22 protein-coding genes are annotated in these 21,808 nt (G+C 59.4%); 17 read left to right on the top strand and 5 right to left on the bottom strand.

Translation table 11 applies throughout. The features are described from left to right. Positions 1-31 precede the first annotated feature (31 nt). The 11 genes from uppS to lpxB all read left to right on the top strand — a co-directional run bounded on the left by uppS (position 32) and on the right by lpxB (position 10,748). Positions 32-778, top strand: a complete 747-nt coding sequence (uppS, locus tag K3756_RS09125) for a polyprenyl diphosphate synthase (RefSeq protein WP_259986832.1) — start codon at positions 32-34, stop codon at positions 776-778. A 49-nt stretch (positions 779-827) separates the two neighbouring features. Further along, positions 828-1,580, top strand: a complete 753-nt coding sequence (locus tag K3756_RS09120; RefSeq protein WP_259993531.1) for a phosphatidate cytidylyltransferase — start codon at positions 828-830, stop codon at positions 1,578-1,580. A 3-nt stretch (positions 1,581-1,583) separates the two neighbouring features. After that, positions 1,584-2,747 carry a 1-deoxy-D-xylulose-5-phosphate reductoisomerase gene (gene dxr, locus K3756_RS09115; protein WP_259986830.1) on the top strand — a complete coding sequence of 388 codons (1,164 nt, stop codon included), beginning with the start codon at positions 1,584-1,586 and terminating at the stop codon, positions 2,745-2,747. Positions 2,748-2,760: 13 nt separating this feature from the next. Further along, complete coding sequence (gene rseP / locus K3756_RS09110) at positions 2,761-4,113, top strand: RIP metalloprotease RseP (protein ID WP_259986828.1); 1,353 nt, start codon at positions 2,761-2,763, stop codon at positions 4,111-4,113. 108 nt (positions 4,114-4,221) lie between these two features. After that, a complete protein-coding gene (locus tag K3756_RS09105) occupies positions 4,222-4,347 on the top strand; it encodes a hypothetical protein (RefSeq protein ID WP_259986826.1) in 126 nt (41 codons plus the stop codon). Positions 4,348-4,496: 149 nt separating this feature from the next. Then, a complete protein-coding gene (gene bamA / locus K3756_RS09100; RefSeq protein ID WP_259986824.1) occupies positions 4,497-6,854 on the top strand; it encodes an outer membrane protein assembly factor BamA in 2,358 nt (785 codons plus the stop codon). Between the two features lie 4 nt (positions 6,855-6,858). After that, positions 6,859-7,452: an OmpH family outer membrane protein gene (locus K3756_RS09095; RefSeq protein ID WP_259986822.1), complete on the top strand. Its 594-nt coding sequence runs from the start codon at positions 6,859-6,861 to the stop codon at positions 7,450-7,452. A gap of 68 nt (positions 7,453-7,520) precedes the next feature. Continuing rightward, positions 7,521-7,991 carry a 3-hydroxyacyl-ACP dehydratase FabZ gene (fabZ, locus tag K3756_RS09090; RefSeq protein ID WP_259986821.1) on the top strand — a complete coding sequence of 157 codons (471 nt, stop codon included), beginning with the start codon at positions 7,521-7,523 and terminating at the stop codon, positions 7,989-7,991. After that, positions 7,991-8,773, top strand: coding sequence for an acyl-ACP--UDP-N-acetylglucosamine O-acyltransferase (gene lpxA / locus K3756_RS09085; protein ID WP_259986820.1), 783 nt, complete (start codon positions 7,991-7,993; stop codon positions 8,771-8,773). Before fabZ ends, lpxA begins: the two co-directional genes overlap by 1 nt. Beyond that, positions 8,770-9,564, top strand: coding sequence for an LpxI family protein (locus K3756_RS09080; RefSeq protein WP_259986819.1), 795 nt, complete (start codon positions 8,770-8,772; stop codon positions 9,562-9,564). Before lpxA ends, K3756_RS09080 begins: the two co-directional genes overlap by 4 nt. After that, complete coding sequence (lpxB, locus tag K3756_RS09075) at positions 9,561-10,748, top strand: lipid-A-disaccharide synthase (RefSeq protein ID WP_259986818.1); 1,188 nt, start codon at positions 9,561-9,563, stop codon at positions 10,746-10,748. The genes K3756_RS09080 and lpxB overlap by 4 nt, the downstream gene beginning before the upstream one ends. On the opposite strand, the gene mnmA is transcribed toward lpxB, so the two are convergent. Beyond that, on the bottom strand, positions 10,745-11,890 hold the full coding sequence (gene mnmA, locus K3756_RS09070; protein WP_259986817.1) for a tRNA 2-thiouridine(34) synthase MnmA: 1,146 nt from the start codon (positions 11,888-11,890) through the stop codon (positions 10,745-10,747). The genes lpxB and mnmA overlap by 4 nt on opposite strands. A gap of 121 nt (positions 11,891-12,011) precedes the next feature. On the opposite strand from mnmA, the gene K3756_RS09065 reads away from it, so the two are divergent. From K3756_RS09065 to K3756_RS09045, 5 genes are all read left to right on the top strand, one after another. After that, on the top strand, positions 12,012-12,290 hold the full coding sequence (locus tag K3756_RS09065; protein ID WP_259986816.1) for a DUF1153 domain-containing protein: 279 nt from the start codon (positions 12,012-12,014) through the stop codon (positions 12,288-12,290). A 96-nt stretch (positions 12,291-12,386) separates the two neighbouring features. Further along, the gene (gene ctrA / locus K3756_RS09060) at positions 12,387-13,094 is read left to right on the top strand and encodes a response regulator transcription factor CtrA (protein ID WP_259986814.1); all 708 of its coding nucleotides are present in this window, start codon (positions 12,387-12,389) and stop codon (positions 13,092-13,094) included. A gap of 130 nt (positions 13,095-13,224) precedes the next feature. Continuing rightward, positions 13,225-15,312 (top strand): NAD-dependent DNA ligase LigA, encoded by a 2,088-nt coding sequence (gene ligA, locus K3756_RS09055; RefSeq protein WP_409202437.1) that lies wholly within the window; start codon positions 13,225-13,227, stop codon positions 15,310-15,312. Continuing rightward, positions 15,309-17,399 (top strand): ATP-dependent DNA helicase RecG, encoded by a 2,091-nt coding sequence (recG, locus tag K3756_RS09050; RefSeq protein WP_259986812.1) that lies wholly within the window; start codon positions 15,309-15,311, stop codon positions 17,397-17,399. Before ligA ends, recG begins: the two co-directional genes overlap by 4 nt. Before the next feature lie 100 nt (positions 17,400-17,499). Then, positions 17,500-17,628, top strand: a complete 129-nt coding sequence (locus K3756_RS09045; protein WP_259986811.1) for a hypothetical protein — start codon at positions 17,500-17,502, stop codon at positions 17,626-17,628. Between the two features lie 203 nt (positions 17,629-17,831). Here K3756_RS09045 and K3756_RS09040 read toward each other — a convergent pair whose 3' ends face one another. Continuing rightward, on the bottom strand, positions 17,832-18,284 hold the full coding sequence (locus K3756_RS09040) for an iron-sulfur cluster assembly scaffold protein (RefSeq protein ID WP_259986810.1): 453 nt from the start codon (positions 18,282-18,284) through the stop codon (positions 17,832-17,834). An 80-nt stretch (positions 18,285-18,364) separates the two neighbouring features. Between K3756_RS09040 and hisI the strand changes: the two genes are divergently transcribed. Further along, positions 18,365-18,712, top strand: a complete 348-nt coding sequence (gene hisI / locus K3756_RS09035; protein ID WP_259986809.1) for a phosphoribosyl-AMP cyclohydrolase — start codon at positions 18,365-18,367, stop codon at positions 18,710-18,712. Here the strand turns inward: hisI and gluQRS are convergent. From gluQRS to trmFO, 3 genes are read right to left on the bottom strand one after another with little or no spacing between them, the layout of a single operon-like run. After that, positions 18,709-19,566, bottom strand: coding sequence for a tRNA glutamyl-Q(34) synthetase GluQRS (gene gluQRS, locus K3756_RS09030; protein ID WP_259986808.1), 858 nt, complete (start codon positions 19,564-19,566; stop codon positions 18,709-18,711). The genes hisI and gluQRS overlap by 4 nt on opposite strands. Beyond that, positions 19,563-20,171 carry a class I SAM-dependent methyltransferase gene (locus tag K3756_RS09025; RefSeq protein ID WP_259986807.1) on the bottom strand — a complete coding sequence of 203 codons (609 nt, stop codon included), beginning with the start codon at positions 20,169-20,171 and terminating at the stop codon, positions 19,563-19,565. The genes gluQRS and K3756_RS09025 overlap by 4 nt, the downstream gene beginning before the upstream one ends. A 38-nt stretch (positions 20,172-20,209) precedes the next feature. After that, on the bottom strand, positions 20,210-21,547 hold the full coding sequence (trmFO, locus tag K3756_RS09020; protein WP_259986805.1) for a methylenetetrahydrofolate--tRNA-(uracil(54)-C(5))-methyltransferase (FADH(2)-oxidizing) TrmFO: 1,338 nt from the start codon (positions 21,545-21,547) through the stop codon (positions 20,210-20,212). Positions 21,548-21,808 lie beyond the last annotated feature (261 nt).

Raw genomic sequence — 21,808 nt, 5'->3', positions numbered from 1 at the left:
GACAAGACATCAAGGCCGGGCAGGGCAAGGTATGAAACCGCAAACCATAGAAACGGCCAGCACAGAGCCCCCGTCAGGGGGCCCGCGTCACGTGGCGATTATCATGGATGGCAACGGGCGGTGGGCCACCCAACGCGGCAGGCCGCGGTTGTTTGGTCATCACGCGGGCGCAAAACGGGTCCGCGAAGTGGTGGAAAGCTGCCCCGAGATCGGGGTCGAGTACCTGACCATATTTGCCTTCTCCACGGAAAACTGGAAGCGGACCCAGGTCGAAGTTGCCGGGTTGATGAGCCTTTTCAGACGCTACATCACCAAAGAAACGCGCTCCCTTAGCGAATTCGGCGCGCGTGTGAGGTTCATCGGAGACCGCGTGCGTCTCGATAACAAGCTTGTCAAACTGATGACCGAGCTTGAAGCAGCAACGGCGCATAACACGCGGGTAAACCTCACGATTGCCCTCAATTACGGCGGGCGTGACGAAGTGGCCCGCGCCACCAAGCGGCTTGCCCAGGACGTGGCGACCGGCAAACTTGATCCCGCCGATGTGGATGAAGAAACGCTGCCGAAATATCTTGATACATACGTTTTGCCTGATCCGGATCTGGTGATCCGCACGAGCGGTGAGGCGCGGATCTCGAACTTCCTGTTGTGGCAATCTGCCTATGCCGAGTACGAGTTTATCGACACGCTCTGGCCGGATTTTACCAAGGAAGAATTTGGTCGCCTGTGTGCGTCCTACGGCGTGCGCGATCGGCGGTTCGGTGGCGTCAAGAAATAGGGAGTGGCCTGTGGACGGTTCGGAAAAATGGTCTGATCTGACGGTGCGCATGGCATCGGGAGCAGCGATGTTGGTGCTTGGTGCGGTTGGTATCTGGTTTGGCGGGCACCTGTTTCACCTGCTGGTGGCACTCATCTGCGCGATGATGATCTGGGAACTCGTCGGCATGCTACGGCCCGGCGAAACCACCGCGCAGTTGAGCCTTGGCGCGCTTGCCGGCGGTGTTGTGCTGCTGGCCATTTATATCCCTGTCGGTTTCGCCCTGCCACTCCTGATGGCGCCCGCGTTAATCGGGTTCGGGCAACTGGAACGCAACCGCACGATATTCATGGCCTTTACGGTCATGATCATGATGTCGGGTTACGGCATGATGCAGGTGCGCGACGACATGGGTGTCGGTTGGATGCTTTGGCTGGTCATGGTCGTGGTGGCCACGGATGTTGTCGGATACTTCGCGGGGCGCGCGATTGGGGGGCCGAAGTTCTGGCCAAAGGTCAGCCCGAAAAAAACGTGGTCGGGGACCGCGGCCGGCTGGATTGGGGCCGCGCTTGTCGGTCTTTTGTTTTCGATGAACACGGGCGCAGGCGCGCAGCTCATCGGCGTGTCGATCGCGGTATCCATGGCGAGCCAGATGGGCGACATGGCGGAAAGCGGCATGAAACGGAAGCTGGGCGTCAAGGACAGCTCGAACCTCATTCCCGGGCACGGCGGTCTCATGGACCGGTTCGACGGCATGCTGGGGGCGTCGGTGTTCTTGCTGATCATGGGGCAGTTCATCGCGTTTCCGTTCGGGCTTGGCTGATCCATGCGCCGCGTCAGCATTTTCGGAGCGACGGGCTCTATCGGGCAAAACACGATCGACCTGATCCGGCGGGCTCCGGACGAATACGATGTCGTGGCGCTGACCGGCGCGCACAACATCGAACAACTGGCCCGTGACGCAATTGAGCTGAACGCGCAAGTTGCAGTCACCGCCGAGGACGATCTGCTGGACGATTTGCGCGATGCTCTCTCGGGCTCCTCGGTCGAGGCTGCGGCGGGTGCTGCCGCAATCGAAGAGGCGGCCCATCGCCCGGCGGACTGGACGATGTCGGCAATCGTGGGGGCGGCAGGTTTGGCGCCGGGTCTTGCGGCGTTAGAGCAAGGGACCACACTCGCGCTCGCCAACAAGGAATCGCTGGTTTGTGCGGGCGAGCTTTTGCTGGCGACACGCAAGGCGCACGGGGCGACCATACTGCCGGTAGACAGCGAACATTCTGCAGTTTTTCAGGCGCTCATCGGCGAAGACCTTGCCGCGGTCGAGCGGGTAATTATCACGGCGTCAGGCGGCGCATTCCGCGACTGGCCGCTGGACCAGCTTGCTGAAGCGACGCTCGAACAAGCATCCAGCCATCCGAATTGGGATATGGGCCAGCGGATCACGATCGATTCCGCGTCCATGTTTAACAAGGCGATGGAACTTATTGAAACACGTGAGTTTTTTGGTGTCTCGCCGGAGCAGATTGAAACGCTAGTCCATCCGCAGTCCATGATCCACGCTCTTGTGGGGTTCAACGACGGGGCGCTCATGGCGCACGTTGGTCCGCCGGATATGCGCCATGCCATCGGGTTCGCGCTTCACCACCCGACCCGCAGGCACATTCCGGTTGAACGTCTCGATCTAGCGGCCATTGGCACGTTCGAGTTTCGGGCGCCCGATTTGCGCCGTTGGCCCGCACTGGGTATCGCGCGGGATGTCATGGAACGTGGCGGTCTTTCCGGCGCGGTGTTCAACGCGGCCAAGGAAACGGCGCTGGATGCCTTCATCGCGGGCCAGATCGGTTTTCTGGCGATGGCGGACGTTGTGCGCGCTACACTCGACACTCTGGAAGCGTCAGATGGTCATATTGATGCCACCATGACCCTTGATAACGTGCTGCAAATAGACCATCTGGCACGCAAGGCCGCACGCGCCATCATCGAGCAATAAACAGGGTAGAGCATTGGATTTCACAACATTGATTCCGCAATTTGGCGGCTTCGTCTGGACCGTGGTCGCCTTTGTTGTGGCCCTGTCGGTCATCGTGGCGATCCATGAATACGGCCACTACATCGTAGGCCGCTGGTGCGGGATCAAGGCGGATGTTTTCAGTCTGGGGTTTGGTCCGGTGCTGTTTTCGCGCGTGGACAGGCACGGCACGCGCTGGCAGGTCGCGGCGCTGCCGTTTGGCGGATATGTCAAGTTCGCAGGCGACGCCAACGCGGCATCCGGCAAAGACACGGAGGCGATGGAGCAGATCGCGACCGATGAGGCGCGGCTGAGAGCGACCATGCATGGTGCGCCTTTGTGGGCGCGTGCGCTGACCGTTGCGGCCGGCCCTGCGTTTAACTTTGTCCTGTCTATACTGATCTTCGCGGGCATTGCGCTCAGCCTTGGAACGGCCCGTGACCCGCTTACCGTTGAGGCGATCAAACCGCTTCCGCAAACTGTCGAAGGGCTGCAGGCGGGCGATGAAATCGTCGCCATCGAAGGGACACCTATCCCCGCGCAGGACGACGGTGCCGCTTACGTTGAATTCATTACCGGTCTGCCGGTGCAGAAAACGCTGACCTATACCGTCAACCGCGAGGATGACCGCGTCGATGTGCAGGGGCCGTATTGGTCGCCCGCAATGGTCGGAGCGGTGATGCCGAATTCAGCGGCCTATGAGGCCGGGCTGAAGCAGGGCGATGTGATTACTGCGATTGACGGCAGTGAGGTCTTTGCGTTCGATCAGTTGAAACAGGCGGTGGAACATTCCGGCGGCGCGCCGCTCTTGCTCGACGTCTGGCGCGCCGGAGAGATGCTGAAATTCACGCTTGTGCCAAAGTCCACGGACGAGCCGCAACCAGACGGCGGTTTCAAGAACGTGCTGCGCATCGGCATCCAGTCGAGCGGCGCGATCGAACCCGCGACCGAAGCACCCGGCATCGGTGAAGCGCTTGGCAGCGGCGTCGCAAACATGTGGCGGATCATCGAAGGGTCGTTGTCAGGTTTGTGGCACATGGTCACCGGTGCGATCAGCACATGCAACATGTCGGGACCGGTTGGTATCGCCAAGGTTTCCGGCGCGATGGCCAGCCAAGGCGCGACCAGCTTTATCAATTTCATTGCAGTCCTGAGCACGGCAGTAGGCTTGCTGAACCTGTTCCCGATCCCGGCGCTGGACGGTGGGCATCTGACGTTTTACGCGTATGAAGCCGTAACCGGCAAGCCGCCCAGCGACCGCGCGCTGCGCGTTTTGATGACTGCGGGCATCATGATCGTGTTGGGCTTGATGTTGTTTGCGCTAAGCAACGATCTGTTCTGTCCGTGATCTGCGGGGCTATTGCCCCATTATCGCCACATTTCGCCCCCGTGATCGCCGCATTTGCGGTCTAGCTTGCTTCCAACTGAAAGCGAGCCGTCTGGAAGGGAGCGCATTATGTCGACGATTGTAAAAGGATATCGTGGTTTGAGCGTCCTGATGGACCTGAACTGGGACCGCGCATTGTATCTGTTCACCATTGGTCTCGCGCTCTGCGCCGGGGCGTTTGTGGGCAGTCTCTAACCAAATAGGGCCGCAGTGGTCGGAGTTGGCGCGTACCTTTGCGGTGCGTGCCTTTTGTCGTTCATGCAAACAATCATTTCCGCTTTTGACAAGCAAAGCGCGTAGAGGTACTCAGTTGGGCAACGGTGGTAATAAGAGTGGTAAAAACCATGAGCCTGGGGTCAAACGAGCGCACGCGCAGTCAGCAGACATGTCTTTCAACAATCCAACGCGGGGTCGGGGCACTTGGCCTATCGCTGTTGGTATCGACGGCCTGGATCGCGTATCCGGAGCCAGCGTTAGCGCAGCAATACAGCTTCAACACGGTCGAGATTGAAGGCAACACACGGATCGGCGACAGCGCTATTCTCAGTCAGGCCGGGATCGCGCGGGGTCAGACCATTACGGCGGGCCAGCTGAACGATGCGTTCCAGCGCCTGAACAACTCCGGTTTGTTCGAGTCCGTGGCGATTGAGCCGCAAGGCAGCCGGTTGAAAATCACCGTGGTCGAGCTGCCGACGATCAACCGCATCCGTTTCGAAGGGAACCGCCGCATCAAGGACGACGCCTTGGGAACGGTGATTTCATCCGCGGAACGCCGTGTTTTCAATCCTGCCCAAGCGGAGAAGGATGCCAATGCCATCGCCGAGGCGTATGCCGCAGATGGTCGGCTGGCGGCCCGCGTGCAACCCCGTATCATCCGCCGCAACCAGAACCGTGTGGATCTTGTGTTCGAGGTCTTCGAAGGTGACAACGTCGAGATCGAGCGGCTGAGCTTTGTCGGCAACCGTATCTATTCCGACCGCCGCCTGCGCCGCGTGCTTGAAACCAAACAGGCCGGCCTATTCCGCACGTTGGTGCGCCGCGATACTTTCGTCGAAGACCGTCTCGAATTCGACAAGCAGGTCCTTCGCGATTTCTATCTGTCGCGTGGCTATGTTGATATGCGCGTCAACTCGGTTAACGCGCAGTTGGCCGAAGAGCGGGACGGCGTTTTTGTCGGCTTCAACATTCAGGAAGGCCAGCAATTCAAGTTTGGCGAAATCACGGTCAATTCCGAATTGCCGAATGTCGACGGGGACGTGTACCGCGACCTGATCAAGATCAAACCGGGCGTTGTCTATTCACCGTCCTTGGTCGAAACCGATATCAGCCGTCTGGAACGTCAGGCCATCCGCGATGGCGTCGATTTCCTGCGCGTCGAGCCCCGTGTAACCCGAAATGACCGTGATTTGACGCTGGACGTGGAGTTCGTGCTGTCGCGCGGGCAGCGGATCTTTATCGAACGCATCGATATCGAGGGCAATACAACGACGCTCGACCGGGTGATCCGCAGACAGTTCCGCAGCGTCGAAGGTGACCCCTTCAATCCACGCGAAATCCGCCAGAGCGCCGAACGTATCCGCGCGCTCGGCTTCTTTGCTAATGCCGAAGTCAACACCCGAGAAGGCTCTAATCCCGATCAGGTCGTGATCGATGTCGATGTGGAAGAACAGCCCACGGGCGCGCTCAACTTCGGTGGTGCGTTTTCAACAAACGATGGGTTCGGCCTCGCGATTTCCTTCCAGGAAACCAACTTTATCGGTCGCGGTCAGACGCTGGCGCTGACCCTGTCGACCGCGAAAGACGCCGAACGTTATGGCCTGCGGTTTATCGAGCCGTCGCTCTTGGGCCGTGATCTGCGCTTTGCATTGCGGCTCGACTACGCCGAGACGAACTCGTCATTCTCGACCTTTGACAGCGAGCGTTTGGTGATCGAACCATCGCTGTCTTTCCCCGTCAGCGAGAATGGCCGTCTGGCCCTGCGCTACACCGGTGAGCAGATCGAGGTGCAAGAACGCAGCCCCGCAGAAAACGGTGCCATCATTCAGGATGATATCGATGCGGGCGAACTGTTTTCCTCGTCCATCGGCTACACCTACACATTCGACACGCGGCGCACAGGGCTTGATCCCACTGCGGGGATGCTTTTCGAATTCAGCCAGGATTTTGGCGGCATCGGCGGCGATCAGGAATTTATAAAGACCGAAGCCAAACTGATCGGCGAGAAGAAATTCTTCAACGAAGAACTTACCCTGCGGGCCTCCCTTGAGGGGGGCGCGCTTGCCTGGCAGGGCGGCAACAACCGTGCCGTAGACCGCTTTGTTCTCAGCTCGGACCAGCTGCGCGGCTTTGAGCCGGGCGGTATCGGCCCGCGGGATGCGGCCTCGATCGAAGATGATCCTTTGGGCGGCAACCTTTATGTCGTGGCGCGGTTCGAAGCGGAATTCCCGCTTGGCCTGCCCGAAGAATACGGCGTCACGGGTGGTGTGTTCTACGATGTCGGCAACCTTTGGGATCTGTCCGACGTGAACCTGAATGGCACAGATGTTGATGGCGAAAGCGGGTCTTTCCGTCATGTGATCGGTGTGTCGATCTTTTGGGATACGCCCGTTGGTCCGTTGCAGTTCAACATCTCGGATGCGGTTCGCAAGGAAGAGTTCGACCGCGAACAGTCTTTCGAGGTGACGCTGCAGACACGGTTCTGATCCGATGCGACAGCTTGCAGCTGTCCTCGCGTTTGTGATGGCCGGGGCGTCTTTGGGCACCCCGGCTATCACGCAACCGCTTGAGCAGGGGCGGTCCGTGGTCCGTAGCCCGGTGCTGACAGTGGACAGCGAACGCCTGTTTCTGGAATCGGCATTCGGCGTGCGCGTTGCAAACGAAGTGGAGCGGTTGGGCAACGATCTGGCCCGTGAAAACCGTGAAATCGAAGCGCAACTTGCCTCCGAAGAGCAGGATTTGACCGACCGCCGCGCAACCATGGCTCCCGAGGATTTTCGCCCCCTTGCCGATGCCTTTGATGCGCGTGTACAGGACACCCGACAGGAACAGGCTGCAAAGGGCAGGGCGCTCAACCAACGGCTCGACACAGAGCGGGGGGTTTTCTTGCAGGCCGCAGCGCCGGTTCTCGAGCGGTTGATGATCGAAGCGGGAGCCGCCGTCATTCTCGAAAAACGCACGGTATTTCTCAGCCTGAACAGCGTTGACATCACGTCCGACGCGATTGCCGAACTGGACAAGACGCTGGGTGAGGGTCCGTCTGCGGCACCGGCGCCCGATGCGCCCGTCGATGCGCAGGACTAGACCGCGCTCGCTTGCCCCGATCACGGCACTTTGCTAGCAATTTCATACACAAATCCAAAGGACGTTCCATGACCCAAGATTCCATGCGCGCCGATATACAGACAATCCAACGCATCCTGCCTCACCGCTATCCTTTCCTGCTGGTGGACAAGGTCGAAGAGATTGAAGGCTATCAAAGTGCTGTGGGTTTCAAGAACGTGACCATGAACGAGCCGCATTTTCAGGGCCACTTTCCCGGCACGCCGATCATGCCCGGTGTGACCATTGTCGAGGCAATGGCGCAAACGGCGGGTGTGATGATCGGCGTCGCACTGGACCAGATGGACACCGAGATGCTCATTTACTTCATGTCCATCGACAAGTGCAAATTCCGCCGCAAGGTGATCCCCGGTGACGTGTTGCGGATGGACGTAAAAACCGCGCGCGGCAAACCCGGGGGGAAAATCTGGAAATTTACGGGCGTGGCGACTGTGGATGGTGAAATGGCCGCAGAGGCGGAGTTCATGGCGATGATCGATCTTCCCAAAGGGGACGGGTGATGGCAGGCGTGCACCCCAGTGCCGTGGTCGAGGAAGGTGCAAAGATAGATGCGACCGCGACTGTCGGCCCTTTCTGTGTCATCGGTCAGGATGTTGAAATCGGCCCCGGCGTTACGCTGAAATCGCATGTAGTCGTGACGGGCCGGACAACAATCGGTGAGGATACGACCGTCTTTTCCTTTTCGGTTCTGGGCGAAATCCCGCAAGACCTGAAATTCAAGGGCGAAGCGAGCCGGTTGGAAATCGGAAAACGCAACCGCATCCGCGAACACGTAACCATGAACTGCGGCACGGAAGGCGGCGGCGGGCTCACGCGTGTGGGGGATGACGGTCTGTTTATGGCGGGATGCCATATCGCGCATGACGCGATGATCGGAAACAACTGTATCGTCGTGAACAGCGCGGCAGTCGCCGGACACTGTGTGATCGAAGATGATGTTATCATCGGCGGGCTTTCGGGCATTCACCAATGGGTGCGCATCGGACGCGGCGCCATCATCGGTGCGGTGACGATGGTCACAAACGATGTGATACCGTACGGGCTTGTACAGGCGCCGCGGGGCGATCTTGATGGCCTGAACCTCGTTGGATTGAAACGGCGGGGCGTGGCGCGCAGTGACATCACAGCATTGCGTGCGGCGTTCCAGATGTTGGCGCAGGGCGAGGGCACGTTCAATGACCGCGCTGCGCGTCTGGGGGCGGAAACCGACAGCGCGTACGTCAGTGAAATCGTCGATTTCGTTCTGGCCGATACCGGTCGTCATTTCCTGACACCGAAATGACGCTGGCCCTGATTGCAGGACGCGGTGATTTGCCCGCGCTCGTGGCTTCCGCTCTGCAAGAGCAGCCCATTGTCTGTGGCTACGAGGGTATTGATGTCACGGGCGTTGACGTCGATCTGACCTTCAGGCTCGAGACACTTGGCTCGTTGTTGCTCGCCCTCGGCGAGCGCGGCGTGACCGAGGTATGCTTTGCCGGTGGGCTTGACCGACCGGCGCTTGATCCGATCAAGCTTGATGCCGAAACGGCGCCCTTGGTGCCGATGTTCATGCAAGCGCTTGAATTGGGGGATGACGGCGCGTTGCGGGTGGTCCTGCAGCTGTTCGAGAAAACCGGTTTTTCAGTGAGGGGAGCGCACGAACTGGCGCCCGATCTGGTGGCCAAGGGGGGCGTCTATTCCGATCAATGGCCCGACGCCGGAATGCGGGCGGATGCTGAGATTGCAGCGCAACATATCCTTGATCAGTCACCGCGGGACGTCGGGCAGGCCTGTGTCGTAGGCGGTGAAAGGGTGCTGGCGATGGAAACCGCATCCGGGACCGATAAAATGCTCTCCGGGCTGCCCGGTGCAGCGCGCGAGGCGCGGGCAATCCTGTTCAAGGGGCCCAAGAAGGGTCAGACGATGAAGATCGACATGCCGACGATCGGGCCCGAAACGCTGGACGCGGCAGCCGCCGCCGGTCTGGCCGGCGTGGTCGTGGACGCAGGCGATGTGCTTGTCTTGCATGCGGATCAATGCGCCGCGCGTGCGGATGCACATGGTTTGGTGCTTTGGGCCCGTACCGGCGAATGACACAGCCGTTGCGCGTATTCATCCTCGCCGGAGAGCCCTCGGGCGATAAGCTGGGTGCGGCCCTGATGGCGGGGCTGAAGTCGCTGCGGGCAGATGTGTCTTTCGAGGGCATCGGCGGCCCGATGATGAGCGCCGAAGGGCTTCGAAGCCTGTTTGACATGACCGAGCTCAGCGTCATGGGGATTGCGGAAATCCTGCCGAAATATTTTCATCTCAAACGCCGCATTGCGCAAACGGCGGACGCGGTGATCGCGTTTCAACCCGACGTTCTGATTACAATTGACAGTCCCGATTTCAGCCTGCGTGTGGCGAAAATTGTCAAGGAACGCAGTCGCATACGGACGGTGCATTATGTGGCACCGACCGTTTGGGCATGGCGCCCCAAGCGCGCGGCCAGAATGGCGCGGCATATCGATCAGGTCCTCGCGCTCTTGCCCTTTGAGCCCCCATATATGCGGGCGCACGGCATGCGGTGCGATTTTGTCGGCCATCCGGTCGTCGCTGAACCGATCGCTGACAAGGCCGCAGTGCGCGAATTCCGAACGACACATGGCATAGGGGATGCGCCCATCCTCATGGTTCTGCCCGGTTCGCGCCGGTCGGAAGTCGCGCGTTTGGGCGAGATTTTCGGCGCTGCCATGCAAGAAGTTCTGGCTCGGCACAGGGATCTGCGGATCGTGGTCCCTGCGGCGGCTCCGGTGGCTGACGCTGTACACAGGCTTACCGCCGAATGGCCGGGGAGACCTGTCGTGCTCGACCCGCACGAAGCGGACCATGCCACCGGACTTGCAGTCAAACGAGCGGCTTTCGCGGCTGCGGATTTTGCGCTCGCCGCGTCCGGAACCGTGTCGCTGGAACTGGCCGCAACCGATACGCCAATGGTCATCGCTTACGATATGAGCCCGATCAGCCGTTTTCTGATCGGCCGTATGCTGCTGGTAGATACCGTGACGCTGGTCAATCTGGTCAGCGACACACGCACCGTGCCGGAATGTCTGGGCAAGGACTGTACGCCGAACAATATTGCGAATGCGATGGACGCGGTTATTGCCGATCCCGGCACACAGCGCGCCGCGCTCGAACTGACGATGGCGCGGCTGGGTCAGGGGGGCGAACCGCCCGGTTTGCGTGCGGCCCGCGCGGTGATCGACGGGCTCGCGGCAAATCAACTGGCCGGTGTCTAATCGCCCCGGTGAATCCAGCCACCGCCGAAGATGCGGCTGCTGTCAGGATCATAAAAGACGCACGCCTGACCGGGGCTGACGCCTTCTTCCGGTGACAGAAGTTCGACCGTTCCGGTGGTATCGCTGATCGGGCGGAGGATCGCTTCGGCTGGCGGGCGTGTTGATCTGACGCGCACTGTGATGTGCCATTCATCGCGGCTGCTCAGCGGTTCATCGCCAAGCCAGTTGATTTCCCGCACGGGCACCGAACGCGTTGCAAGCATGTGTTTGGGGCCCACAACGACTTCTTTTCGCTCGGCATCGAGCTTGACCACATACAAAGGATCGCTGAGCCCGCCGATCCCGAGACCGCGGCGTTGGCCGATCGTGTAGTTGATCACACCGTCGTGCTGCGCCAGAACTGTGCCGTTGGTGTCCACGATGGCCCCCGGATCCGCGGCTTCGGGCCGCAGTTTACGGATCACCGAGGCATAATCGCCGTTCGGGACAAAGCAGATATCCTGGCTGTCAGGTTTATTGGCAACTTGCAGCCCGTATTTTTCGGCCAATTCGCGCGTGGCGTCTTTGGATCGCAGATGGCCAAGCGGAAAGCGCAAGTAGTCCAGCTGCTCCGGGGTGGTCGAGAACAAAAAGTAGCTTTGATCGCGGTTGGCGTCGGCCGCGGCGTGCAACTCCGGTCCCCGAGCGCCCATTTTGCGCTGAATATAATGGCCGGTCGCCATGCAGTCGGCATCCAGATCCTTCGCTGTCTCCAGCAGATCCTTGAACTTGACCCTTTCATTACACCGGATGCAGGGCACCGGCGTCGCACCGCCCAGATAGCTTTCCGCAAATTCGTCTATCACGGCGTCCTTGAACACGTTTTCGTAGTCGAGAACATAATGGGGAAAGCCCATATCTTCGGCCACGCGGCGGGCATCGTGAATGTCGATCCCGGCGCAACACGCGCCCTTCTTGGCCAGCGCCGCCCCGTGGTCATAGAGCTGCAACGTCACGCCGACGACATCGTAGCCTTCCTCGGCGAGCATCGCAGCCACGACGGAACTGTCCACGCCGCCGGACATGGCCACAACCACGCGCGTGTCGGCTGGCGCTTTGGCAAAGCCAAGCGAATTGAGCGGTGGTGATTGATCAAGGGCCATTTCGTCTCTCCGGCAAACTCGACTGAAATATAGGAAAATCCGAATTACTCACAAGGGGCGCTTCACCTGTCCTTAAGCCTCTGTGCCGATAAGCGACACAGGTTAGAACAGGAAGGGTGAGATGTATCTCAAGAAAGTCGACGGGCCAAGGGCCGTTACCCTTGGGAACGGTGCTGTGATGACGCAGGCTGATTTGCCCGCGCCCAACACGCGGCGCTGGGTGGCGTCGCGCAAGGCAGCGGTTGTGCGGGGCGTTTTATACGGCCTCATCAGCCAGCAGGAAGCGCTCGATCGATACCAGTTGAGCGAGGATGAGTTCGTCGAATGGGTGCGCGCGGTTTCAACCTATGGTGAAGTGGCTTTAAAGGCGACGGCGGTTCAAAAATATCGACAACTTTAAGTTGTTGTGGTAGAAAGGTTGCTAACATTTACGAGTAGTTAACCTTTTTTGTTCACGTTTAAGTCCACAGTTATGCCCTCTCAGGTGGAGATACCAATGCGCGTTCTACTCGTTGAAGATGATCCGACCACGTCCAAAAGCATCGAGTTGATGCTGACCCATGCCAATCTAAACGTGTATGCCACGGATCTCGGCGAAGAGGGAATCGACCTCGCGCGGCTCTATGATTACGACCTTATCTTGCTAGACCTTGATCTGCCCGACATGAATGGCCACGAGGTTTTGCGCCAACTCCGGCTGAGCCGCATTGAAACCCCTATCCTGATCTTGTCGGGATCGGACGATACAGAAAACAAGATCAAGGGATTCGGTTTCGGGGCGGATGACTACCTCACCAAACCGTTCCACCGCGAAGAACTGGTTGCCCGCATTCACGCGATCATCCGCCGCTCCAAGGGTCATTCGCAATCGGTTATCGATACCGGAAGCATCTCCGTAAACCTCGATGCGAAAACGGTGAGCGTCGACAATAAAACGGTGCACCTCACAGGCAAGGAATACCAGATGCTCGAACTGCTGAGCCTGCGTAAGGGGACGACCCTGACCAAAGAGATGTTTCTCAATCATCTCTACGGCGGCATGGATGAACCGGAGCTGAAGATCATCGATGTGTTCATTTGCAAATTGCGCAAGAAGCTGTCGACCGCCACGGGTGGCGAAAGCTATATCGAAACGGTCTGGGGCCGGGGATACGTCCTGCGCGATCCGGAACCTGCCGAGATGAAGATTGCCGCAACAGCCTGAGCCAAAAAGTTGCTCAAATCGCTAGACCTGCCGTAGGGAGCCGCCTATCTAACCTTGGCGTGACTAACCAAAGGCGGGTCTTGTGGCTTCGGACAGTGATATTTCCAAGGTGGATGTCGATGCGCTTAGCGTGACGCAGGCAAAGCAGGCACTGGCGGACCTGGCGCGCAAACTGGATCGGGCGAACAAGGCTTATCACACGGATGATGCCCCCGAGATTGACGACGCACAGTATGACGCGTTGAAGAAGCGCAACGCAGCGATAGAAAAGCGCTTTCCCGATCTCAAGAGAAGCGACAGCCCTTCCGATCAGATTGGCGCGGCACCGGCAACGGGCTTCGGCAAGATCACGCACAGGGTGTCGATGTTGTCTTTGGCCAATGCCTTTGACGATGAAGACGTCACAGAATTTGATGCAAGCGTACGCAAATATCTCGGGCTGGAGCCAACAGCCCCGCTCTCCTACACAGCGGAACCAAAGATCGACGGTCTGTCGCTCTCATTGCGTTATGAGAATGGCATCCTTGTCGAAGCCGCCACCCGTGGCGACGGGACAGTGGGCGAAAACGTGTTGGCAAATGCGCGAACCATCGAGGATATTCCGCACCAGCTTCAGTCGGCACCAGAGGTTCTCGAAGTGCGCGGCGAAGTGTATATGAGCCATGCCGATTTCGACGCCCTGAACGCGCGTCACACTGCGCAGGGCGGCAAGCCTTTTGCCAACCCGCGCAATGCCGCGGCCGGGTCTCTCAGACAACTGGATGCTGAGATAACACGCGCACGACCGCTCCGATTTTTTGCCTACGCCTGGGGCGATCTGTCGGCCCCGCTGGCCGACACCCAGATGGGCGCGATCGACAGATTGGGTGATCTGGGATTCTCGATCAATCCGCTGACGACGCTGTGCGACGGACCGTCCGAAATGGTTTCTCACTACGCGCGAATCGAATCCCAAAGAGCCACTTTGGGCTACGATATTGATGGGGTCGTCTATAAGGTCGACAACCTAGAGCTGCAAAGGCGTCTCGGCTTCCGCTCCAACACGCCCCGCTGGGCCATCGCGCACAAGTTTCCGGCGGAGCTTGCGTGGACGCGACTTGAAGGCATCGACATCCAGGTCGGGCGTACCGGTGCGCTGTCTCCCGTTGCGCGTCTGCATCCGGTCACGGTTGGCGGAGTAGTTGTGTCGAATGCGACATTGCACAATGAAGACTACATTCGCGGCTTCGACAGCAAAGGCACGGAAATCCGGGGCGGGAAAGACATCCGTGTGGGCGATTGGGTGCAAGTGTACCGCGCGGGCGATGTCATTCCCAAGGTGGCCGATGTCGATCTGTCAAAACGTCCCGTGGAGGCCACGGAGTTTAAGTTTCCTGAAATCTGCCCCGAATGCCAAAGCGATGCGATACGTGAGCCGGGGGATGCCGTGCGTCGGTGCAGCGGCGGGCTGATCTGCCCCGCACAGGCGGTCGAAAAGCTCAAGCATCTGGTTTCGCGCGCGGCGTTTGATATTGATGGCTTGGGGTCGAAACAGGTCGAGCAATTCTATGCTGACGGATGGATTGCGGAGCCAGCAGACATATTCACCCTGCAGGAACGATACAGTTCCGGGTTGCAGCAGCTCAAGAACCGCGAGGGCTGGGGCGAGAAATCGGCGTCGGCCCTCTTCGCCGCGATTGAGGACAAACGGAAGATACCGATTGCGCGTCTGCTTTTCGGGTTGGGGATCAGGCATGTGGGCGAAGCCGCTTCAAACCTGCTGGCGCGGCATTACGGCACTTGGCCAGCCCTGGCCGAGGCAATGCAGGACGCGCGGGGCTGCGATGGGCCGGCCTGGGACGATCTGATTGCGATCGATGGTGTGGGCGCTGTCATGGCGGGGTCACTGGTAAATGCATTTGCGCAGGATGCGGAACGCGAAAGCATCGAACGGCTCGTTGAGCAGCTTGATGTTCAGGAGGCGCAGCGGGTAGACACGTCAGGCTCTCCTGTCGCTGGCAAAACCGTGGTCTTCACAGGGACGCTCGAAAAGATGACCCGAGCCGAAGCCAAGGCGCGGGCCGAACGTCTGGGTGCGAAAGTTTCCGGTTCCGTCAGTGCAAAGACGGATTTACTGGTCGCAGGCCCCGGCGCAGGGTCCAAAGCCAAAAAGGCTGCCGAACTGGGCATTGAAACGCTGGACGAGGACGGCTGGCTCGACCTGATCAAGGACGCATGAGCACGCGGCCGGAAATCCTGTTTCCGCTCTTTGGAAAACTGGAAACGCTCGAAGGTATCGGCCCAAAAACGGCGCAAAACTTCGCACATCTGCACGTCTTGGCGCCTCGCGACCTGCTGTTTACGCTGCCCTATTCTGGTGTTGATCGCACGTTGATCGAAACGGTTCAGGGGGCCGATTTCCCGACGACCCTGACCGTCGCCGTGACCATCGGAAAGCACCGCAAGCCCGCCAACCGCAACGGCGCTTATCGTATCCACGTCGAGGATGCGCAGACGTCGTTTCAATTGGTTTTCTTTCACGCGCGCGGCGATTTCTGGGAGCGCCAGTTGTCCGAGGGCAGCCGCCGCGTGGTGTCGGGCAAGGTCGAATTGTTCGACGGCATTCCTCAGATGGTGCATCCGGACTTTGCAGTGCCAGAGGCCGAAGCGTCAGACATTCCGCAGTTCGAGCCGGTCTACCCGCTGACACACGGAATCACGCAAAAGGTCATGTTCAAAGCGGCACGTGGTGCATTGTCGCGTGTGCCTGCGCTCGGAGAATGGATTGAGCCGACGCAAATCGCACAAGCGAAATGGCCCGATTTTCAATCCGCAGTCACCCAGGCGCATGCACCACAGAGCCTGGCCGACCTTGCCGCGACCGCACCGGCGCGCGAACGGCTGGCCTATGACGAACTGTTGGCGCATCAAATTACGCTTGCCCTCGCGCGACAGGTAGAGCGCCGCAAGCCGGGCCGCCGGTCCGACGGTGACGGTCGTTTGCAAAACCGTGTGCTGGCCGCTTTGCCATACGAGCCCACCGGCGCGCAGCGTCGGGCAATTTCCGAGATCGCGGCAGATATGGGACGCGACGTGCGCATGAACCGGTTGCTTCAGGGGGACGTGGGCGCAGGCAAGACGCTGGTGGCTTTCATGGCCTTGCTGCGGGCCGTCGAAGCGGGCGGGCAGGGCGTCTTGATGGCCCCCACCGAAATTCTTGCACGCCAGCATCTGGCCGGGCTGCAACCGCTTGCCGAAACCGCGGGTGTCGTGCTCGAAATCCTGACCGGCCGCGACAAAGGGTCGGAACGGCAGGCAAAACTCGCCGCGCTGGAACGTGACGATATCCAGATCCTTGTGGGCACGCACGCGGTATTTCAGGAAAGCGTTGTATTTCAGGATCTGCGGTTGGCTGTTGTCGATGAGCAGCACCGTTTCGGGGTGCGGCAGAGATTGGAATTGGGGCGCAAGGGCCGGCAGGCGGACGTGTTGGTGATGACGGCGACACCGATCCCGCGCAGTCTCGCGCTGGCCCAATACGGCGATATGGACGTCAGTGTGCTGGACGAAAAGCCGCCCGGTCGCAAACCGGTCAAGACAGCGCTGGTCAGCACCGATCGACTGGACGAGGTGATCGATAGGCTGAGGGCGGCGATTGACGAAGGGCGCCAGTGTTACTGGGTGTGTCCGCTCGTCGAGGAATCGGAAGTGAGCGATCTGATCGCTGCCGAAGAGCGGTTCAAAAGACTGCGGGCCGTGTTTGGCGAAGGTGTGGTTGGCCTCGTCCATGGCCAGATGCCGCCCGCAGACAAAGATGCGGCAATGGCGGCATTCCAACAGGCGCAAACCAAATTGCTGGTCGCCACGACAGTGATCGAAGTGGGCGTCGACGTCTCCAACGCATCGATCATGGTGATCGAGCGGGCAGAAAGCTTCGGTCTCGCTCAATTGCACCAGTTGCGGGGGCGCGTCGGCCGTGGGTCTGCGGCCTCTACCTGCCTGCTGATGTACCAGCACCCGCTTACCGATACCGGGCGCCAGAGGTTGGAGGTCTTGCGGGAAACCGAAGACGGGTTTGTGATTGCAGAAACGGACCTGAAGATGCGCGGGACAGGTGATTTGATCGGAACGGCGCAATCGGGCGTGCCGCGCTTCAGGGTTGCCGATCTGGAGCGGCAAGCCGGTTTGATGGCAATCGCCCAATCGGACGCGCGCAAACTGCTGCACGATGATCCCGAGTTGTCTTCGGACCGCGGACAGGCTGCAAGGCTCTTATTGTGGTTAATGCGGCAGGATGAGGCAATTCGTTTAATCTCAGTGGGTTAGCCACTTTTGTTCCAAAAAGTTCACAAATGTTCTTAAAAAGTTCTTTACCTGCCGTTAATCATATGAGAACAAAGGGGCAACAAGAGAACGGGAGACACCAATGACCTTTTTCCAAACGCTCAAGTCTGTCGCAACGCGGTCCCACGATACGTTGCTGCAGGATGCTGCCGGTGCAGCCGCACTCGTTGTGATGCTGGTCGTTGGTTTGCATCTCCCCGGTCTTGTCTGATTTTCTGCCTGCGCTCTCATGCCGCTGATTGGTTTCGCATCTGTCCCAAATTGATGCCGGTGTCAGTTTCTGCCTGTCTTTGACACCAAAGGGCTTGCCCGCCCGCTCCAATCGCTCGGGTCCCACATGAGCAACGCTTCCCTCACGCCGCCATTCCTCACGGAATGTGCGGCGTCTTTTTTTCCCCGATGTGAATTTTGGTTCTAAATGGCCTTGGCCGTTTGCGCGGCCTCTACCGCTTCGGTCAGGGCCTCGATGCTCAGCAATATCGACGCATGGCGGTTCTTGTACTCGACCGCGGGGGTCAGCACTTCGAACCCGGCGAAGGGCGCGTCAGGCACATCGCCCTTACCTTTGAGCATCGCGCGCAGTTGGTCCCGACCTTTTTGCAGCTGGGCCAGATCGGCGCCGACCGCTGCTTGGGCCGTGACGGCGGCGGCTGCCTGACCCAACGCGCAAGCCTTCACGTCCTGACCCATTTCGGCCAGCCGGTCGCCATCCACGCGCACATCCACGGTCACGCTCGACCCGCACAGCGGCGAGCGACGGTTTACTGTCGCATCGGGGTCGTCCAATCGGCCGAGATGCGGAATATCCGCCGCTAGCGCAAGAATCCGCGATGAATAGAGCTTGATGAGATCGCTGTCGTTCGACATGTCTTTCCCTCTGTCGTCCTGTCCCTTACATAACCCCCGCAGGCGCGGATGCAAAAAACTTTTGAGTGAGACTTTAGGCCATGTCGTTTGACCCCAAGACACTGAAATACAATGACGCCGGACTTATCCCCGCGATCGCGCAGGATCACGCGACGGGCGAAGTTCTCATGATGGCGTGGATGAACGAACAAAGCCTGATGGAGACGCTGCGCACAAATCAGGTGACGTATTGGAGCAGGTCGCGTCAGGAATTCTGGGCCAAGGGTGCAACCTCTGGCCATGTCCAAACGCTTCGGGAACTCAGAGTAGATTGCGATCGCGATTGTCTGTTGATGCAAGTGGAGCAGATCGGCGCCGCGTGCCACACCGGTCGGCGGAGCTGCTTTTATACGACTGTGACGCCTGACGGTGAAAAGATCGGCAGCTAAAGCCCGACCATCTTGCGGATGTCAGCCGCGCTGGCTCCCTCGTCACGCAGCAATGCGATGGCCCGCGCGTCGTCCCGCTTTGCAAGCCGCTTGCCTGCAGGGTCCCGGACAAGATCATGGTGATGATAGCGCGGTGTCGGCAGATCCAGCAGCCGTTGTAACACCACGTGAATTGCCGTCGCCTCGAACAAATCGCGCCCACGGACAACATCGGTGATCCCCTGATCGGCATCATCGACCACGACCGACAGGTGGTACGACGTTCCCATATCGCGCCTTGCGAGCACCGGGTCTCCGATATCGCGCAACATGTCGGCGCGGGTTACGGTGATTGTGCCGATTTGTCCGTCCGGACCATGGTCAGCCTCCTCGAAGCACAGATTATCCGATATCTGGTCAAAAGCCGCCGCCAGATCGAGCCGATAGGCAGAAGAGGGGTCGAATGGCAGGTGCGGCGTGTCACGGCAGGTTCCCGGATAGACAATCCCGTCGGGACCAAGCAGAGGTGCCCCTTCCTGCGGAGCCGATGCCGCCGCCGCAATATCGCGGCGTGAACAATGGCATGCGTAAAGCAGACCGCGCGCATGGAGATCGCGCAAAACGTCTTCGTAACGCGCCATTCTGTCCGATTGCCGCATCACCGGCGTTGGCCAGCGAAGGCCCAGCCAGTGCAGGTCCTCGTATATCTGCTGCTCCCAGCTCGAACGCGCTCGGCTCTGGTCGATGTCTTCGATTCGGAGAAAAAACTCCCCGTTGGCTGCGGATGCCAGATCAAAAGCGGTCAGGGCAGAATACGCGTGCCCCAAATGCAGCGGCCCCGTCGGAGACGGTGCAAAACGCGTAACGAATGTCACGCCTTTTCAAGCACGTAGACGTTGGACTTTATGTCAATTCCGGGGAGGTGGTCGCCGTATTCCCGAAAAAGCAGACAGGCGGCACCGCAATCGACCCATTCGTTCACCGCAGCCTCAAAACCCGGATCAGCCAATGTATGGTCATTGAATGAAAACACGCTTTTCCCGCCGGAGGGCAGCGCGTGCATGATATCGCTGAGCAGTGTCGCCGGTGCAGCACCCGCGCCGATGACGCCGACTGCCGCGATTGCGGTGTATGCGCCGGGTGTCAATCGCGCCTCGGCATCAATCACCTTTAGGTTACGGTAGATGCCCTTGCTGCGGGCTATTTCCAGCATGTCGGCGGATAGATCGACACCGTCGATTGTCAGAAATCCCGCGTTGCGCAGTGCGACACCCGCAAGACCCGTCCCACACCCCATATCGAGGATCGGCGCGGTCAGATCGTCGACGAATTGCGCAAGGGCGGCGGCGCAGCGGTCAGGTGTGGCGTACCCATGCGATGCGACCTCATCTTCGTAGGTGCTCGACCAGCTATCGTAGATTGCGCGTGTGGCATCGCTGTCACGTGCCGCATACACTGTTTCCAGAAATTTCTCGCTCATAGCGCCATTTTAGCGGCCACCGGCACCTTGTCCAGCGATCAACCCGCCAGCCAATCCTGCCAATCGGCCTTTGCCCGATCTGTATAGGCCTTGTAGCGGTCCTTGCGGCCGCGCCGCCCGCTTTTCAAACCTTCAACAGGGGGAAAAAGGCCAAAATTCACGTTCATCGGCTGAAACGTTTTCGCATCCGCACCGCCCGAAATATGCGTGATGAGCGCGCCGGTCGCCGTTGTGTGGGCAGGGGGCTCAAGCGTTTCGCCATTAAGCTCGGCAGCGGCCAAGCGACCGGCCAGCAAACCCATCGCTGCCGATTCGACATAGCCTTCAACACCCGTGATCTGGCCTGCAAAACGTATGTTCGGCCGGGAGCGCAGACGCATCTGTTCATCAAGAAGCGTAGGGGAATTCAGGAACGTATTGCGGTGGATACCGCCCAATCGTGCAAACCGCGCGTTTTCGAGACCCGGAATCTGTTTGAAAACATACGCTTGCGCGCCGTACTTCATTTTGGTCTGGAAGCCGACGATATTGTAGAGCGTTCCCAATTTGTTGTCCCGCCGCAGCTGGACGACCGCATACGGTTTGTCGTCAGGTGCGTGCGGATTTGTCAGTCCGACCGGCTTCATCGGGCCAAAGCGCAGTGTCTCACGGCCGCGTTCGGCCATAACTTCAATGGGCAGGCACCCGTCGAAATAGCCCGCCGTTTCACCTTCGTGAAACTCGGTCTTCTCCGCGGCGGCAAGCGCGTCGATGAAGGCCTCATACTGGTCTTTGGTCATGGGGCAGTTAAGGTATGCCGTGCGTTCTTCCTCGGTTTCGCCCTTGTCATAGCGCGATTGCATCCACGCCTTCGACATGTCGATGCTGTCGAAGTACACAATCGGTGCAATTGCGTCGAAAAAGGCCAGCGCTTCGGCACCCGTCTCGGTCGCAATGGCCTGACCAAGTGCGGAGGATGTCAAAGGGCCGGTCGCGACAATCCATGTGCCTTCGGTGGGCAGATCCGTAATCTCTGTATAGTCAACACTGATATTGGGGTGCGCCATAAGCGCGTCCGTCACCGATTGCGCAAACGGATCACGGTCGACGGCCAACGCACCGCCCGCAGGCAAGCGGTGTTTTTCAGCTGTCTGCATGATCAGCCCGTTGGCCGCGCGCATTTCCCAATGCAAAAGCCCGACGGCGTTTTGTTCATCGTCGTCCGACCGAAACGAATTGGAGCACACCATTTCCCCCAGCAGTCCGGTCTGATGGGCAAATGTTTCCACCTTTGGGCGCATTTCGTGGATCACCACGTCGATGCCTGCGTTTGCAGCCTGCCAGGCCGCTTCCGATCCGGCCATTCCGCCGCCGACGATGTGCAATGTTTTATCCATGCCCGCCAGATACCCGCGGTTAAACGGCGGTGCAACAGTGCACAAACGCTGCCTGTGCGGCGGATTGTCAGGAGAGGGTGATTTTTGGGGTCGCCGTGGCTGGGCAAGATCGGTCAGTTGAGAGTCTGACCTGGAGGGACCTTCCACGCGGAACGGCGACCCAAAATCATCAAGGCGCTTACGCCTTGCCCCATATGTGCCACATTCGTGCCCGATTTGCCAACACCCGATTTGGCAACAATCCTGCACCATTCTGGAAAC

This window comes from Sulfitobacter sp. S190 (assembly GCF_025141935.1).
Taxonomy (GTDB): domain Bacteria; phylum Pseudomonadota; class Alphaproteobacteria; order Rhodobacterales; family Rhodobacteraceae; genus Sulfitobacter.
The sequence above is the reverse complement of the archived record's forward strand: the minus strand, read 5'-3'. Positions and strand labels throughout refer to the sequence as shown.